This is a genomic window from Pseudomonas sp. RW407 (genome assembly GCF_003176655.1).
GTDB lineage: Bacteria > Pseudomonadota > Gammaproteobacteria > Pseudomonadales > Pseudomonadaceae > Pseudomonas > Pseudomonas delhiensis.
In genome coordinates this window covers 61,771-77,048 of sequence record NZ_QGSL01000088.1, presented here as the reverse complement: position 1 = coordinate 77,048, position 15,278 = coordinate 61,771, and the positions used below count along the sequence as shown (strand labels likewise).

14 protein-coding genes and 1 pseudogene are annotated in these 15,278 nt (G+C 68.7%); 12 read left to right on the top strand and 3 right to left on the bottom strand.

Annotated features, from left to right (window positions below; genetic code table 11):
* From DK254_RS06910 to fabV, 3 genes and pseudogenes are all read left to right on the top strand, one after another.
* Nucleotides 1-206 (top strand): annotated as a pseudogene (locus tag DK254_RS06910) (electron transfer flavoprotein subunit beta/FixA family protein); the annotation flags it as partial.
* Entirely contained in the window at nucleotides 206-1,135 is a 930-nt protein-coding gene (locus DK254_RS06905; protein ID WP_009621464.1) for an electron transfer flavoprotein subunit alpha/FixB family protein, read from the top strand. The pseudogene DK254_RS06910 and the gene DK254_RS06905, both read left to right, overlap by 1 nt.
* A gap of 203 nt (nucleotides 1,136-1,338) precedes the next feature.
* Entirely contained in the window at nucleotides 1,339-2,535 is a 1,197-nt protein-coding gene (gene fabV, locus DK254_RS06900) for an enoyl-ACP reductase FabV (RefSeq protein WP_109933186.1), read from the top strand.
* Between the two features lie 57 nt (nucleotides 2,536-2,592).
* Here fabV and DK254_RS06895 read toward each other — a convergent pair whose 3' ends face one another.
* Nucleotides 2,593-3,543 carry an alpha/beta fold hydrolase gene (locus DK254_RS06895; RefSeq protein ID WP_109933185.1) on the bottom strand — a complete coding sequence of 317 codons (951 nt, stop codon included), beginning with the start codon at nucleotides 3,541-3,543 and terminating at the stop codon, nucleotides 2,593-2,595.
* A 212-nt stretch (nucleotides 3,544-3,755) separates the two neighbouring features.
* Here DK254_RS06895 and DK254_RS06890 point away from each other — a divergent pair, with 212 nt between their 5' ends.
* The 9 genes from DK254_RS06890 (at nucleotide 3,756) to DK254_RS06850 (ending at nucleotide 11,850) form a co-directional block, all read left to right on the top strand.
* Nucleotides 3,756-4,574 (top strand): ABC transporter substrate-binding protein, encoded by an 819-nt coding sequence (locus DK254_RS06890; protein WP_089391740.1) that lies wholly within the window; start codon nucleotides 3,756-3,758, stop codon nucleotides 4,572-4,574.
* 25 nt (nucleotides 4,575-4,599) lie between these two features.
* Nucleotides 4,600-4,941, top strand: a complete 342-nt coding sequence (locus DK254_RS06885; RefSeq protein WP_109933184.1) for a DUF4398 domain-containing protein — start codon at nucleotides 4,600-4,602, stop codon at nucleotides 4,939-4,941.
* Complete coding sequence (locus tag DK254_RS06880; protein ID WP_109933183.1) at nucleotides 4,938-5,750, top strand: OmpA family protein; 813 nt, start codon at nucleotides 4,938-4,940, stop codon at nucleotides 5,748-5,750. The genes DK254_RS06885 and DK254_RS06880 overlap by 4 nt, the downstream gene beginning before the upstream one ends.
* 137 nt (nucleotides 5,751-5,887) lie before the next feature.
* Entirely contained in the window at nucleotides 5,888-6,523 is a 636-nt protein-coding gene (locus DK254_RS06875) for a response regulator transcription factor (RefSeq protein WP_109933182.1), read from the top strand.
* Nucleotides 6,524-6,652: 129 nt separating this feature from the next.
* Complete coding sequence (locus DK254_RS06870; protein ID WP_058071001.1) at nucleotides 6,653-8,092, top strand: PLP-dependent aminotransferase family protein; 1,440 nt, start codon at nucleotides 6,653-6,655, stop codon at nucleotides 8,090-8,092.
* Between the two features lie 236 nt (nucleotides 8,093-8,328).
* Nucleotides 8,329-9,990, top strand: a complete 1,662-nt coding sequence (locus tag DK254_RS06865) for a VWA domain-containing protein (RefSeq protein WP_109933181.1) — start codon at nucleotides 8,329-8,331, stop codon at nucleotides 9,988-9,990.
* Between the two features lies 1 nt (nucleotide 9,991).
* Nucleotides 9,992-10,576, top strand: a complete 585-nt coding sequence (locus tag DK254_RS06860; RefSeq protein WP_089391735.1) for an RNA polymerase sigma factor — start codon at nucleotides 9,992-9,994, stop codon at nucleotides 10,574-10,576.
* Nucleotides 10,573-11,205: a hypothetical protein gene (locus tag DK254_RS06855; protein WP_109933180.1), complete on the top strand. Its 633-nt coding sequence runs from the start codon at nucleotides 10,573-10,575 to the stop codon at nucleotides 11,203-11,205. The genes DK254_RS06860 and DK254_RS06855 overlap by 4 nt, the downstream gene beginning before the upstream one ends.
* 108 nt (nucleotides 11,206-11,313) lie before the next feature.
* On the top strand, nucleotides 11,314-11,850 hold the full coding sequence (locus tag DK254_RS06850) for a hypothetical protein (protein ID WP_158546404.1): 537 nt from the start codon (nucleotides 11,314-11,316) through the stop codon (nucleotides 11,848-11,850).
* Between the two features lie 293 nt (nucleotides 11,851-12,143).
* On the opposite strand, the gene DK254_RS06845 is transcribed toward DK254_RS06850, so the two are convergent.
* Complete coding sequence (locus DK254_RS06845; RefSeq protein WP_109933178.1) at nucleotides 12,144-13,970, bottom strand: long-chain-acyl-CoA synthetase; 1,827 nt, start codon at nucleotides 13,968-13,970, stop codon at nucleotides 12,144-12,146.
* Between the two features lie 205 nt (nucleotides 13,971-14,175).
* Nucleotides 14,176-14,997: an NAD(P)-dependent oxidoreductase gene (locus DK254_RS06840; RefSeq protein ID WP_109933177.1), complete on the bottom strand. Its 822-nt coding sequence runs from the start codon at nucleotides 14,995-14,997 to the stop codon at nucleotides 14,176-14,178.
* Between the last annotated feature and the right edge of the window lie 281 nt (nucleotides 14,998-15,278).

Here is a 15,278-nt window from a genome sequence, read left to right as displayed (position 1 = left end):
AGCCGCGCTACGCGTCGCTGCCGAACATCATGAAAGCGAAGAAGAAGCCGCTGGACGTGGTGACCCCGGACGCCCTCGGCGTTTCCACCGCTTCCACCGTGAAGACCCTGAAAGTGGAAGCTCCGGCTGCCCGCAGCGCCGGCATCAAGGTCAAGTCCGTGGCTGAACTGGTCGAGAAACTGAAGAACGAGGCGAAAGTAATCTGATGGCTATCCTGGTAATCGCTGAGCACAACAACGGCGTCCTGGGCGCTGCCACCCTGAACACCGTCGCTGCCGCACAGAAGATCGGTGGCGATGTCGCCGTCCTGGTCGCCGGCCAGAACGTCGGTGCCGTGGCCGAAGCCGCCGCCAAGATCGCAGGCGTTGCCAAGGTGCTGGTCGCCGACAACGCCGCCTACGCCCACCAACTACCGGAGAACGTCGCTCCGCTGGTGGCCGAACTGGGCAAGGGCTACAGCCACATCCTGGCCGCCGCCACCACCAACGGCAAGAACTACCTGCCGCGCGTCGCCGCGCTGCTGGACGTCGACCAGATCTCCGAGATCATCGACGTGGTCAGCGCCGACACCTTCAAGCGCCCGATCTATGCCGGCAACGCCATCGCCACCGTGCAGTCCTCGGCTCCGGTCAAGGTCATCACCGTGCGCACCACCGGCTTCGACGCCGTCGCCGCCGAAGGCGGTTCGGCTGCCGTCGAGCAGGTTTCCGGCCCGGCCGATGCCGGCAAGTCCGCCTTCGTCGGCGAAGAGCTGGCCAAGTCCGACCGTCCGGAACTGACCGCCGCCAAGATCGTGGTCTCCGGTGGCCGCGGCATGGGCAACGGCGACAACTTCAAGATCCTCTACGCCCTGGCCGACAAGCTGGGCGCCGCCGTCGGTGCTTCCCGCGCCGCCGTCGACGCCGGCTTCGTGCCGAACGACATGCAGGTCGGCCAGACCGGCAAGATCGTCGCGCCGCAGCTGTACATCGCCGTGGGCATCTCCGGTGCCATCCAGCACCTGGCGGGCATGAAGGACTCGAAGGTCATCGTGGCCATCAACAAGGACGAAGAGGCGCCGATCTTCCAGGTCGCCGACTACGGCCTGGTTGGCGATCTGTTCGAGCTCGTGCCGGAGCTGGAAAAGGCCGTCTGAGCCTGACCCGCTGACGAAGGAACCCGCTCCCAGGAGCGGGTTCTTTCATTTCGGGCCCCTGGTTTCCCATGTTCGCCGCAGGGGACGACCCATTGGTCACGAATCTTCTCCCGGTTGCGCCCAAGAGAAGGTGTCTCATCTACAATGCGCGACGTCTTCAGTACCTGAACCTGTTCTAACGGCACCTGGCAAACGAGGTTTTCATGATCATCAAACCGCGCGTGCGTGGCTTCATCTGCGTCACTACCCATCCGACCGGCTGCGAAGCCAACGTCAAGGAACAGATCGAGTACGTCGAGGCGCATGGCCCCATCGCCAACGGTCCGAAGAAGGTCCTGGTGATCGGCTCGTCCACCGGCTACGGCCTGGCCGCGCGCATCAGCGCCGCCTTCGGCGCCGGCGCCGCCACCCTGGGCGTGTTCTTCGAGCGCCCGGGCAGCGAGACCAAGGCCGGCACCGCCGGCTGGTACAACTCGGCGGCCTTCGAGAAATTCGCCAAGGCCAAGGGCCTGTACGCCCGCAGCATCAACGGCGACGCCTTCTCCGACGAGGTGAAGAAAGTCACCATCGAGACCATCAAGCAGGACCTGGGCAAGGTCGACCTGGTGGTCTACAGCCTGGCCGCCCCGCGCCGTACCCATCCGAAGACCGGCGAAGTCTTCAACTCGGTGCTCAAGCCGGTGGGCAAGGCCGTCAACTTCCGCGGCCTGGACACCGACAAGGAAGTGATCAAGGAAAGCGTGATGGAGCCGGCGACCGCCGAGGAGATCGCCAACACCGTCGCGGTGATGGGCGGCGAAGACTGGCAGATGTGGATGGACGCGTTGCAGGAAGCCGGGGTGCTGGCCGACGGCGTGAAGACCACCGCCTTCACCTACCTGGGCGAAGAGATCACCCACGACCTGTACTGGAACGGCTCCATCGGCGCCGCCAAGAAGGACCTGGACCAGAAGGTCCTGGGCATTCGCGAGAAGCTGGCCGCCAACGGCGGTGACGCCCGCGTGTCGGTGCTCAAGGCGGTGGTCACCCAGGCCAGCTCGGCCATCCCGATGATGCCGCTGTACCTGTCGCTGCTGTTCAAGGTGATGAAGGAGAAGGGCACCCACGAGGGCTGCATCGAGCAGGTCGACGGCCTGTTCCGCGACAGCCTCTACGGCAGCCAGCCGCACCTGGACGCCGACGGCCGCCTGCGCGCCGACTACAAGGAGCTGCAGCCGGACGTGCAGGACAAGGTGAAGGAACTGTGGAACCAGGTGACCAACGAGAACCTGTACCAGCTGACCGACTTCACCGGCTACAAGACCGAGTTCCTGCGCCTGTTCGGCTTCGAGATCGCCGGGGTGGACTACGAGCAGGACGTCAATCCGGACGTGCAGATTCCCGGTCTGATCCAGCTGTAAAAGCTGATCTTCGCTCCAGCAGAACCGGCGCCCAGGCGCCGGTTCTGCATTCCGGCCTCAGCGAGCCGCGGTGCGCTGCGCTTTGGCCTGTTCGAGGAAGTCCAGGTAGTGGCCGGCGGTCTCTTCCGGGCGCTCGATCATCGGCACGTGGCCGCAGTCGCGCAGGATGGCCACGCTGGGATGCTTGAGCAGCGGCTTCATCACCTCGACGCTGGACACGTCCAGCACCCGGTCGCGGTCGCCCCACAGCAGCAGGGTGGGCGCGGTGATCTTCGGCAGCTCCGGCTCCAGCGGGATGTAGCGCTCGCGCAGCTGGCCGAAGATGTAGGCGTTGAGCTGGCTGCGCTGCACGCCGCGTTCGCCCAGGTACAGTTGCAGGCGTTCGGGCATCGGCGGGCGCTGGTAGAAGACGAAGTCCATCAGCCCGGAGAAGTCCTCGGGGCGGCCCAGCACCAGCGGGTTGGGCTGGCCGCCCTGCAGGCGCCGGAACAGTTCGCTCTGCTGCGGCGCGTCGATCCCGGCGTTGTCGAACAGGCCCACGGAGAAGGCCATGTCCGGGTGCCGCGCGGCCATCAGCGCGACTATCTGCCCGCCCATGGAGTTGCCCACCAGGTGCAGGCGGCCGATGCCCAGGGCCTTGGCGAAGTCCACCAGGCGCTCGGCCTGGGTGCCGACGTCGTAGCTGATGGCCCGGGGCTGGCTGCTTTCGCCGAAGCCGGGCAGGTCGGGGATGAGCACGTGGTAGCGGTCGGTCAGGAAGCGGGCGAAGCGCGGCCAGTTGTCCTTGTCGGCGCCGAAGCCGTGGACCAGCAGGACGGTCTCCGCCTCGCGCGGGCCACCCTCGTAGTAGCGGATGTCCAGGCCGTCGACGCGCACGCTCTGCTCGCTCAGGCCGGCGCGGGTGCGTTCGACGAACTGGGCGCTGGCCAGCAGGGTGGAGGGGAGGGCGTAGAGCACGCCGGCGCCGGCGGCCAGCAGCAGGACGAGGGCGAGCAGGACTTTCTTCATCGGTGATCCTTGTGACCGGGGTAGCGGAAATCGAGGGTCGGGAAGGGAACGCGGCGGTTCTCGGCTTGGCGTATCCACCCGAACAGTGACATGCTGCACTGGCGTCCGAATTCGCCTAGTCTGACCCTTTGTTCAGAACTTTTTCTTACAGAAGCTAGCATGCCGTCGTCATACGCACCGCCCTCCCTTTCGCCGGTTCGCGAGGACCGCGCATGATCGGGCGCAGCCGCGCCCTGCTGGCCATGGTCGGCCTGCTGGCGCTGCACGCCCACGCCCAGAGCAGCCAGTGCTCGGTGCTGGTGGCCAGCGGCAACCCGGAGTACCCGCCGTTCCTCTGGCGCGACCCGGCCCAGCCGGAGCGCCTGGTCGGGGCCAGCGCCGAGCTGCTGGAGCAACTGGGCAAGGCCATGGGCGTGAGCATCCGCGTGCGCTACACCGGCTCCTGGGCCCGCGCCCAGGAAGAGGCGCGCCTGGGCCGTGTCGACCTGCTCGCCGGCGCCTTCCTGACGCCCGAGCGCGAGGAGGTGATGGACTACATCCGCCCGGCCTTCCTCAGCACCGACAACGTTGTCTGGGTGCACAAGGGCGAGGGCTTCCCCTACGCCCGCTGGGAAGACCTGCGCGGCCACAAGGGCGGCACCCTGGTGAACAACAGCTTCGGCGCCGCCTTCGACGACTTCGCCGAGGCGCAGCTGACCCTGGAGGAGGTGCCGAGCGTGGCCCAGGCCTTCCAGAAGCTGGCCCTGGGGCGCACCGACTACGTGCTCTACGAGCGCTTCCCCGGCCTGGCCACGGCGGCCCGGCTGGGCCTGCAGCAGCGCCTGCAGCCGCTGGAGCCGCCGATCTCCAGCGAAGGGCTGTACCTGACCCTGGCCCACGCTTCGCCCTGCTACGGCCCGGAACTGCGCGGACAACTGCAGGAAAAAATGACAGAATTGGTCGCCGCCGGCGTACCGCAGCGCCTGTTGCAGCGCAACCTGCAGCGCTGGCAGGCCGAGCAAGCGCGGTCCGCCGCTTCTTCCACGCAGTAGAGAAGATTTCGTGAGCAAGCCAAGCATGACCCTCACGGGCCTGTTGCTGTGCGCCCTGGCGGGATGCGCCAACGACCCGCTTCCCAACGAGCAGATGCGCCTGACCGAGCAGGCCCTGGACCAGGCCCGGGCGGTCGGCGCCACGGACGAGGTGGCCGAGTTCAAGCTGGCCGAGGACAAGTACCAGGCCGCCCGCGAGGCCATGGCCGGCGCCGCCAACAAGCGCGCCCGGCAGCTCGCCGAGCAGGCCGAGCTGGATGCGCGCCTGGCCGAGGCCAAGGTGCTGACCGGCAAGAGCGCCGCGCAACTGGCCGAGCAGGGCAAGAGCATCCAGCGCCTGCGCCGCCAGCTGGGGGAGGTGAAATGAGCCTGCGCCCACTGCTGCCGCTCGGCCTGGTGGCCGCCGCCCTGGCCCTGGCGGGCTGCTCCCACGGCCAGCTCGCCGAACAGTCCCTGGAGCGCGCGCGCAGCGAGTTCCAGGCGGTCAGGGACGATACCGGCGTGCTGCACAGCGCGCCGCGCGACGTCATCCGCGCCGGCGAGTCCCTGGCCCGCGCCGAGCGCCTGTCCAGCTACTGGGGCAGCAACGACGACGTGCTGCAATACGCCTACCTCAGCCAGCGCTACAGCGAGATCGCCCGCGAGCGCAGCAACCTGACGCTGAACCAGGAGCGCCTGGCCCGCCAGCAGCTCGACCGCGAGCGCCTGCAGCTGGCCCTGCGCGAGGCCAAGCTGGCCAGCGTGCAGGAGCAGAGCAAGTGGCTGGAGGAGCAGATGGTCAGCCTGGCCACCGACCAGACCGAGCGCGGCCTGGTGCTGACCCTGGGCGACGTGCTGTTCGACAGCGGCGAGTCCGACCTCAAGCCGGCCGCCAACCGCACCGTGCTCAAGCTGGTGCAGTTCCTCCAGCTCAACCCGCGGCGGGTGATCCGCATCGAAGGCTACACCGACAACCAGGGCGACGAGCAGGAGAACCAGCAACTGTCCCGGGACCGCGCCCAGGCGGTGGCCGACGTGCTCACCGACCTCGGTGTCGACGCCAGGCGCATCCAGGTGCAGGGCTTCGGCGAGGCCTACCCGGTGGCGGACAACGCCTCCTCCCTGGGCCGTGCGCAGAACCGCCGCGTGGAAATCGTCTTCTCCGACGACAAGGGCCAGCTCGGCGCCCAGCGCTGAGCCCCCGGCGCCGGGCGGACAGGCCCGGCGCTGCTAACCTGCTGGCAGGCCATCCCGAAAATTTTCGAGGCCGACCTTGGCGAAAATAGGGCCATGGGACCACCCCGCACCGGGGCGTCCGCCAGCAGGAACCGCACATGCCATTGAAACAGGAAACCCTCAAGGTCCTGGTCGCCGATGCCCAGCCGCTGACCGGCTGGGGGCTGCAGCACTACCTGGCCGAGCACTGCCGGGCCGAGGTGCTGGACTGGGTGAACGACACCGACTCGCTGCTGCAGCGGCTCGAACAGCACCCCGAGACCGACCTGCTGATCCTCGAGATGGCGCTGCCCGGCTCCCGTGGCCGCGATGGCGTGCACATGATCGAGTGGCTGCAGCGCAACCACCCGCGGCTGAAGGTGCTGGTCTACTCGGTGATGGGCGCGCCGCTGATGGCCCGGGCCACGATCAAGTGCGGGGCCAGCGCCTACATCTGCAAGCGCAGCCCGCTGGGCGCCCTGGACGAGGCCCTGGAGCGCATCCGCCAGGGGCAGACCTACATCGACCCCAACCTGCGCCCGCAGCGCCACACCGGGCGGCCGCTGAGCCCCACGGAGATCGACATCCTGCGCCGGCTGTCCCATGGCGCCACCGTCGGCGAGATCGCCGAGCGCACCAACCGCAGCGTCTCCACCATCAGCACCCACAAGCGCAACGCCATGCAGAAGCTGGGCGTGACCAACGACGCGCAACTGGTGATCGCCGGCATGCTGGACTGGCTCGGCGAACTCTGAGGCGCTCTGGCGCGCGGGCTGCGCCGATCATCGGCGGCGGGCTGTATCGGCATGTTTCCCTGCTACTGTTCTGGAACAGTTTCGAGTTTTTGGCTACTGTTTCGGTCCAATGCCCGAGGGATCGCCGCCATGAGCAATCTGCTTCTGTACCAACGTATCGCCCAGCAACTCGCCGAGGACATCCGCCGCGGCGTCTACCAGCCGGGCGAGCGCGTGCCCTCGGTGCGCAAGCTGAGCACCCAGCTCAACGTCAGCCACGCCACCGTGCTGCAGGCCTACGCCACCCTGGAGGACCAGGGGTTGATCCGCGCGCGCCCGCAGTCCGGCTTCTACGTGCACCACACCCCGGCGCTGACCGCCTCGACCCCGGACATCGCGCGGGTCGAGCGCCCCGGCCTGGTCACCCGCAGCAGCATCATCAACCAGGTGCTCGCCGAGGCCCGCCGCGAGGGCGTGTTCCCCCTGGGCGCGGCGGTGCCGCACGTGGACTATCTGCCGGTGCGCGCTCTGCACCAGCAATTGGCCAAGGTCACCCGCTTCTCCAGCCCGCGGGCCTTCAGCTACATGTTCAGCCCCGGCTACGAGCCGCTGCGCCGCCAGGTGGCGATCCGCATGCGCGACGCCGGCGTGGTGGTCGACCCCAGCCAGGTGACCATCACCCACGGCTGCGTGGACGCCATCCACATGGCGCTGCGGGTGATGACCCGCCCCGGCGACCTGATCGCCACCGAATCGCCGAGCTACTACGGCCTGCTGCAACTGGCCGACATCCTCGGCCTGAAAGTCATCGAGATCCCCAGCGACCCGCTCACCGGCATCAGCCTGGAGGCCCTGCAGCTGGCCGCCAACCAATGGCCGATCAAGGCCCTGGTGCTGACCGCGCGGCTGTCCAACCCGCTGGGCGGGACCATCCCCGAGGAGCGCCAGAAGCAACTGCTCAAGCTCACCGCCGAGCACAACATCGGGGTGATCGAGGACGACATCTACGGCGAGCTGATGTTCGACGAGGGCCAGACCAAGTCACTCAAGGCCCACGACCGCGAGGGCCGGGTGGTGTACTGCTCGAGCTTCTCCAAGACCATCTCGCCGGGGGTGCGCATCGGCTGGATCATCGCCGAGCGCTACCAGGAGGAAATCCGCCGCCTGCAGACCTTCACCACGCACTCGGCGTGCACGGTGACGCAGATGGGCGTGGCCGCGTACCTGGAGAACGGCGGCTACGACCGCCACCTGCGCTACATCCGCCAGGAGTACCGCAAGAACATGACCGCCTACCAACTGGCGGTGCAGCAGTACTTCCCCGAAGGCACGCAGATGACCCGGCCCAAGGGCGGCTTCATCCTCTGGGTCAGCCTGCCGGCCAAGGTGAACACCAAGGAACTGCACGTGCGGGCGCTGGAGCAGGGCATCAGCATCGCCCCGGGGCTGATCTTCAGCAACACCGAGCAGTTCAACAACTGCCTGCGCCTGACCTGCGGCATCCCGTGGAACCGCGAGGCGGAGCGGGCGATCATGACCCTCGGCATGCTGGCCTGCCAGCTGTGCCAGGAGGAGCAGATCGCTGCCTGACGCGTTTCCGCCGGGGAGCACCCCTGTAGGAGCGGACTTCGTCCGCGATTCCGCCCGCGGCGCCGGGCCATCGCGGACGGAGTCCGCTCCTACGCGGCCCCACCTCCGCCACTCCCCTGTAGGAGCGCGCCCTGCGCGCGAATCGCGGGCAGGGCCCGCTCCTACAAAAAGCGGTTTAACCCGTTTTGGCTGACGGCCTCGTCTGAAGGTTTGACTCCTTCATCGAGGCCGCCGCCATGTCCCTTCCCGCTTCCGCCTTCCGTCCCGTCGCCATCTGCCTGCTGCTGGCCGTGGGCGGTTGTGGCCAGTCCACCCCGCAACAGGCCGCCCAGCCTTCGATGACGAAACAGGCGCCGCTCGCCGACCTGGCCACCAAGAGCGAGACCCGCCGCGCCATGCCGGCTGCCGCGCCCATGCTGGAAAGCTACGCGCTGCCGGTGGCGCCCGAGCCGCTGCCGGCGGGCTACCGCGACCAGGATCGCGAGCAGTACCAGAAGCTGGCGCAGAACCCGGTGCACAGCGTCGCCGAGGCTCCGGTCTCGACCTTCAGCATCGACGTGGACACCGGCAGCTACGCCAACGTCCGCCGCCTGCTCAACGAGGGCCGCCTGCTGCCCCAGGGCGCGGTGCGCCTGGAAGAGATGCTCAACTACTTCCCCTACGCCTATGCGCCGCCGGCCGACGACAGCCCCTTCGGCATCACCACCGAGCTGGCGCCTTCGCCGTGGAACCCGCACACCCGCCTGCTGCGCATCGGCATCAAGGCCGCCGAGCGTGGCGTGGCGCAACTGCCGCCGGCCAACCTGGTGTTCCTGGTGGACGTCTCCGGCTCCATGGACCGCCGCGAGGGCCTACCGCTGGTGAAGGGCACCCTCAAGCTGCTGGTGGACCAGCTGCGGCCGCAGGACAAGGTGTCGCTGGTGGTCTACGCCGGCGATTCGCGGGTGGTGCTGGAGCCCACCCCGGGCAAGGACAAGGCGAAGATCCGCGCCGCCATCGACCAGCTCCAGGCCGGGGGCTCCACCGCCGGTGCTGCGGGCATCGAGCTGGCCTACCGCATGGCGCAGCAAGGTTTCATCGACAAGGGCATCAACCGCATCCTGCTGGCCACCGATGGCGACTTCAACGTCGGCGTCAGCGACTTCGACACGCTCAAGGCCATGGCCGCCGAGAAGCGCCGCAGCGGGGTGTCGCTGACCACCCTGGGCTTCGGCGTGGACAACTACAACGAGCGGCTGATGGAACAGCTGGCCGACGCCGGCGACGGCAACTACGCCTACATCGACAACCTGCGCGAGGCGCGCAAGGTGCTGGTCGAACAGCTCAGCTCGACCCTCGCGATACTGGCGAAGAACGTCAAGCTCCAGCTCGAGTTCAACCCCGCGCAGGTCAGCGAGTACCGACTGCTGGGCTACGAGAACCGCGCGCTGAAGCGCGAGGACTTCAACAACGACCAGGTCGACGCCGGTGAGATCGGCGCCGGGCATACCGTCACCGCGCTCTACGAGATCGTCCCGAAAGGGCAGAAGGGCTGGCTCGAGCCGCTGCGCTACCAGGCCGAGGCCAGGCCCGCCGGCAAGGGCGACGAACTGGCCTGGCTGCGGGTGCGCTGGCAGGCCCCGGAGGGCGGCCCCAGCCGCCTGGTCGAGCGCCCCATCGCCAGCAGCGGCGCCGGCGACCTGGCCCATGCCAGCGATGACCTGCGCTTCGCCGCGGCGGTGGCGGCCTTCGCCCAGCAGCTCGACGGCGCGCGCTACACCGGCGGCTTCGACATGAGCGATACTCTGGCCCTGGCCAGGAGCGCGCGCGGCGAGGACCCGTTCGGCCTGCGCGGCGAGTTCCTCCAGCTCGTCGAACTGGCGCGCAGCCTGCAAACCCCTTTGGCACGGAACCCCTGACTTGACCACGGACGAAGACGACGCCGCGCTGCTGCGGCGTTACCGCAAGGGCGATGCCGAGGCCTTCGCCACGCTCTACGCGCGCCACCGCCTGGGCCTCTACCGCTTCCTCTGCGGCCTGGGCGGCGACGCCGCGCAGGCCGAGGAAGCGTTCCAGGAAACCTGGCTGAGCCTGATCCGCAGCGACAGCGAGCCCCAGGGCCGGGCCAGCTTCCGCACCTGGCTGTACCAGATCGCCCGCAACCGGCTGATCGATCACTGGCGGCGCAACGGCCGGCGCCAGGCGCAGCACGAGGCCTTCGACGAGCAACTGCACGGCGAGGCGCTGCCCGGCGAGGCCGAGGACCCGCTGCGGCAACTGAGCCTGAGCCGCGACCGCGAGCGCCTGCAGCAGGCCCTGCAGGCGCTGCCGGGCGAGCAGCGCGAGGTGTTCCTGCTGCGCGCCCATGGCGATCTGGAACTGCAGGAGATCGCCGAACTGACCCGCACGCCCGCCGAGACGGTGAAGAGCCGCCTGCGGTATGCGTTGCAGAAACTGCGCCGGTTGCTCGCCGACCCGGCGGCGACCCAGGAGGTGTCCCCATGAATCGCCACCCGCAGCGGCCGGACGCCGAAGAGGCCGAATTGCTCGAGCATTTCCGCCGGCACGGCGGCGAGCAGCCGTCGGCGCAACTGGACGCCCGCATCCTGGCCGCGGCCCGCGCCGCCGTGCAGCCGCGCGCGAATGCCTGGCAGCGCCTGGGCCGCTGGCTGTTCGGCCGGCCGCAGCGCTGGTCGGTGGCCCTGGCCGGGGTGGCGACCCTCGGCATCGGCGTCAGCCTGGCCTTGCGCACCTTCGAGGAGGCGCCTCGCTTCGATGCCGCCGCGCCGGCCGTGGCCCCGGCGCCCAAGGCCGAATCCATGGCCCGCTCCGCCCGGCAGGCCGCCCCGGCGCTGTACTCGGCGCCTGCCGTCCCCGCCGCGGCGCCGGCTCCGCAGCTGGAGCAGCGCAAGCAGATGGCGGAAAGCGCGGTGGCCGCCGACGAAGCCGCGCCCATGGCCAAGCGCAGCGCCGAGCCGGCCGCGCTGGAGCCGGAGGCCAGCCTGCGGCAACTGGTCGAGCTGCGCCGACAGGGCGACCAGGCGGCCGCGACGGCCCTGCGCGAGGACCTGCAGCGGCGCTACCCGCGGCTGGACATCGACGCCGAACTGCGGCGCCTGGAGGCCCGGCCTTGAGCGCCTGAGCGCGTTTGTCGGAATTTTTTTCGGCTTTGTCCGAGGCTCTTGTCTTACAGATCAACTAAGGCGAGGATGGCGCGCCCCTGGCCATTTGCCCGCTCCGTGATGTTGCAACGCATCCTTCTGCTGACCCTCCTGCCGCTGTTGCTGACCGCCTGCGGCGATGCCGACAAGGCGCCGCCGGCCAAGGCCCAGGCACCCACGGCGGCGCCTGCCGCCACGGCGCAGAAGGCCCCGGCGCCCGAACCCGCGCTGGCGCCCGCCGCCAGCGTCGTGAAGGCGCCGGCCAAGCCGGCCACGCCCAAGGCGGAACTGGGCAAGCCCATGGCCCCCGAGCGCCTGCCGGTGGCCGATGCGAAGCCGAAGAAGGCCCCCGAACCCAGCGTGAACAAGCCGCTGCCGCCCACCAAGCTCGACCTGCGCCTGCCCAGGGACGTGCTGCACGGCATGGAGCCGGGCAACGCCCTGCGCGAGAACCTGGACAAGCCGCTGCTGCCACCGCTGTTCGAGGAGAAGGAGAGCCCGTTCCAGGTCGGCGGCCGGCTGATCCAGCGCGAACGCGGCGAGCGCACCGATCCCGGCGACGACAGCTGGCATTCGGATATTCGCGGGGCGGAGTTGCAGTTTCAGTTTCGGAATTGAGTTGGGGGCTTTCGTAGGCGCGAGCTATCCGGTGATTCCTCTGCCAGGTCCACCTCTGTTCCCTCTCCCTAACCCTCTCCCTGAAGGGAGAGGGGACCGTTGGGCAGAGGCTGATAGTTCGGCGTTAGCCGGCTAGCACAGTGATTACCGGCTGAAACCATTTCCCCTCTCGGCACGGACAGACTCCCTCTCCCTTCAGGGAGAGGGCTGGGGAGAGGGGACGGCCTCAACCGATGTGCCGAAGCCGCCGGGTAGCGCCATTCGCGAGCAAGCTCGCTCCTACGAAAAACCTGTCAGAACCGATGCTCCCCCCGCTGGATGGCCTCGAACAGCGCCATATCCAGCGGCCGGTAATCCACCTCGCCCGGCAACCGCACGAACAGCGCCTCGCCGACCTGCCGCGGATCGAAGGCGGCGTTCTTCAGGTCGGCCTTCTTGTACTTGAAGGTGCCCGTGGTCTCCACCTGCTGCAGCAGGCGCAGGAACAGCGGCACGGCGTAGGCCGGCAGTTCGCGGTCGAGGTGTTCGGCCAGGGCCTTGCCGTCCACTGCCTGGCCGGGCGCCAGGCGCAGCGCGGCCATGCCGCAGCGGCCGTCGGTGCCGGGGATCTCCACGCCGTAGACCACCGCATCCTCCACGCCGGGGAAGGCGCCGAGGACGTTCTCCACCTCGGTGGTGGAGACGTTCTCGCCCTTCCAGCGGAAGGTGTCGCCCAGGCGGTCGACGAACTGGGTGTGCTTGAAGCCCAGGTCGCGCATCAGGTCGCCGGTGTTGAACCAGGCGTCGCCCTTCTTGAACACGTCGCGGTAGATCACCGCCTGGGTCTTGGCCGGGTCGGTGTAGCCGTCGAACGGCCACTTGTCGCTGATCTCGCTGATCAGCAGGCCCGACTCGCCCTTGCCGACCTTCTCCATGAAGCCCTTGGCGTCGCGCAGCGGGCGGTCGTTCTCCAGGTCGTAGCGGACGATGGCGTAGGTGGCCGGGGAGAAGCCCACCGTATTGTCGAAGTTGAACACGTTGGTGAAGCCGATGTTGCCTTCGCTGGCGGCGTAGAACTCGGTGATCCGCTCGATGCCGAAGCGCGCCTTGAACTCGCCCCAGATCGACGGGCGCAGGCCGTTGCCGATCATGCAGGTCAGGCTGTTGTCGCGTTCTTCCTCGCACGCCGGCTGGTTGAGCAGGTAGCGGCACAGTTCGCCGATGTAGCCGAAACAGGTGGCATTGTAATGGCGCACGTCCTTCCAGAACGCCTTGGCCGAGAACCTGCGGCGCAGGGCGATGGCCGCGCCGCCGGCCAGCACCGCGCTCCAGCACACGGTGACGGCGTTGTTGTGGTAGCAGGGCAGGGTCAGGTAGAGCACGTCGTCGCGGGACAGGCCCAGGCCGGAGTGGCCGAAGCCGCCATAGGCCTTGATCCAGCGCCCGTGGCTCATGATCGAGGCCTTGGGCAGGCCGGTGGTGCCGGAGGTGTAGATGAAGAAGCAGGCGTCCTTCAGGCGGACCTGGGCGGTTTCCGCCAGGTTGTCGGAGCCCTGGGCCTGGGCCAGGCGCATCAGGTTGGCCCAGCCGCCGGGGGCCTGGCCGGGGTCGCGCAGGGTGTCGTCGTCGGCCACCCAGTACAGGCGCTCGGCGCCGCCCTGCAGGCTGGCACGTACTTCGTCGAAGGCTTCGCGCAGTTCCTCGCCGACCACGAAGTGGCCGGGGCTGACCAGGTTCAGGCTGTGGGCCAGCACCTGGCCGCGCTGGGTGGTGTTGATCAGCGCGCCCACGGCGCCGAGCTTGGCCAGGGCGGCGAGGATGACCAGCAGTTCGGCGCGGTTCTCCAGCATCACCGCGACCACGCTGCCGTGCTTCACGCCCTCGGCCTGGAAGCTGCGCGCCAGGCGGTTGGCCCAGCCGTTGAACAGCGCGTAGGACAGGCGCCGCTGGCCTTCCAGCAGCGCCGGGGCGTCCGGGTACAGGCGCGCCGCGCGCTCCAGGGCCCAGCCCAGGGACAGGTTCTTCTCGCGGTTGCGGATGCCGGTGTAGTAGAGCCCGCGCAGCATGCGCGGCACGCGCCCGAGGGTGGCGGGCAGGTGGGCGATGAAGCGGGTGGGGGTGATCAGATCGGCATGGCTCATTGACGCTGCCCTTGTTGTCGTTGTTGTCCGTGGCGTGTGCACGCCCGCCCGACTCTAGGCCGCCAGCGGCCCGCGGGCTATGACTCTGGCGCGCGCGGCGCCGGGCAGTTGGGCAAATGGGCGGCAGGCTGCAGACGGCAGGCTACAGGCCAGAACCGCTCGCTCTTGGCTTTTGCCTGCAGCCTGCCGCCTGAAGCCTGCCGCCTCAATCCAGAAACAGATCGGGCACCAGCGGCCCGCCCTGGGGGTCGTAGCGGTACGGTTCGAAGTCGCTCACGCCCTGTTCGCGCAGGATGTCTTCGTCTATCAGCAGGCGACCGCTGATGCTGCGGCCGCCGCTGGCGAGGATGGCGTGGGCGGCGTCGGCCATGATCGCCGGGGTGCGGGCGCGCTTGAAGGCGTCGCGGCTGCCCAGTTCGAATTCGATGGCGGCGGTGGCGATCATGGTCTTCGGCCACAGGGCGTTGACGCTGATGCCGTACTTTTTGAACTCCTCGTGCATGCCGAGGGTGAGCATGCTCATGCCGTACTTGGTGACGGTGTAGGGGCCGTGCTGGGCGAACCATTTCCCGGCCAGGTTCAGCGGCGGCGACAGGCTGAGGATGTGGCCCTGGCTCTGCTTCAGGTAGGGCAGGGCGGCCTGGCTGCAGACCATCACCGCGCGGGTGTTGATCTGGTACATCAGGTCGAAGCGCTTGGGTTCCAGGCGTTCCACGCCCACCAGCTTGATGGCGCCGGCGTTGTTGACCAGCGCATCGATGCCGCCGAAGTGCTCGGCGGCGCGGGCCATGGCCTCGCGCACGGCGTTCTCGTCGCGCACGTCCAGCTGCAGGGCCAGGGCCTTGCCGCCGGCGGCCTCGACTTCCGCGGCGACGCTGAAGATGGTGCCGGCCAGTTTCGGATGGGGTTCGGCGCTCTTGGCGGCGATCACGACGTTGGCGCCGTCGCGCGCGGCGCGCAGGGCGATCTCGCGGCCGATGCCGCGGCTGGCGCCGGTGATGAAGAGGGTCTTGGCGTTCAGGGACATGCTTGGCTCCGTGTTCTTGTTGTGTTCGGACTACAGCTGTAGGAGCGAGCTTGCTCGCGAATGGGGTTTCCCGGCGGTTCTGGTGCTGGGCCTGAAGAGCGCCCTCTCCCTAACCCTCTCCCTGAAGTGAGAGGGGACCGTTGGGCAGATGCTGATAGTTCGGCGTTAGCCGGCTAGCGCAGTGATTACCGACTGAAACCATACCTTCTCTCGGCACGGACAAGCTCCCTCTCCCTTCAGGGCGGGGCGCGCAGCCGAGGGCTGGGGAGAGGGTACGGAGT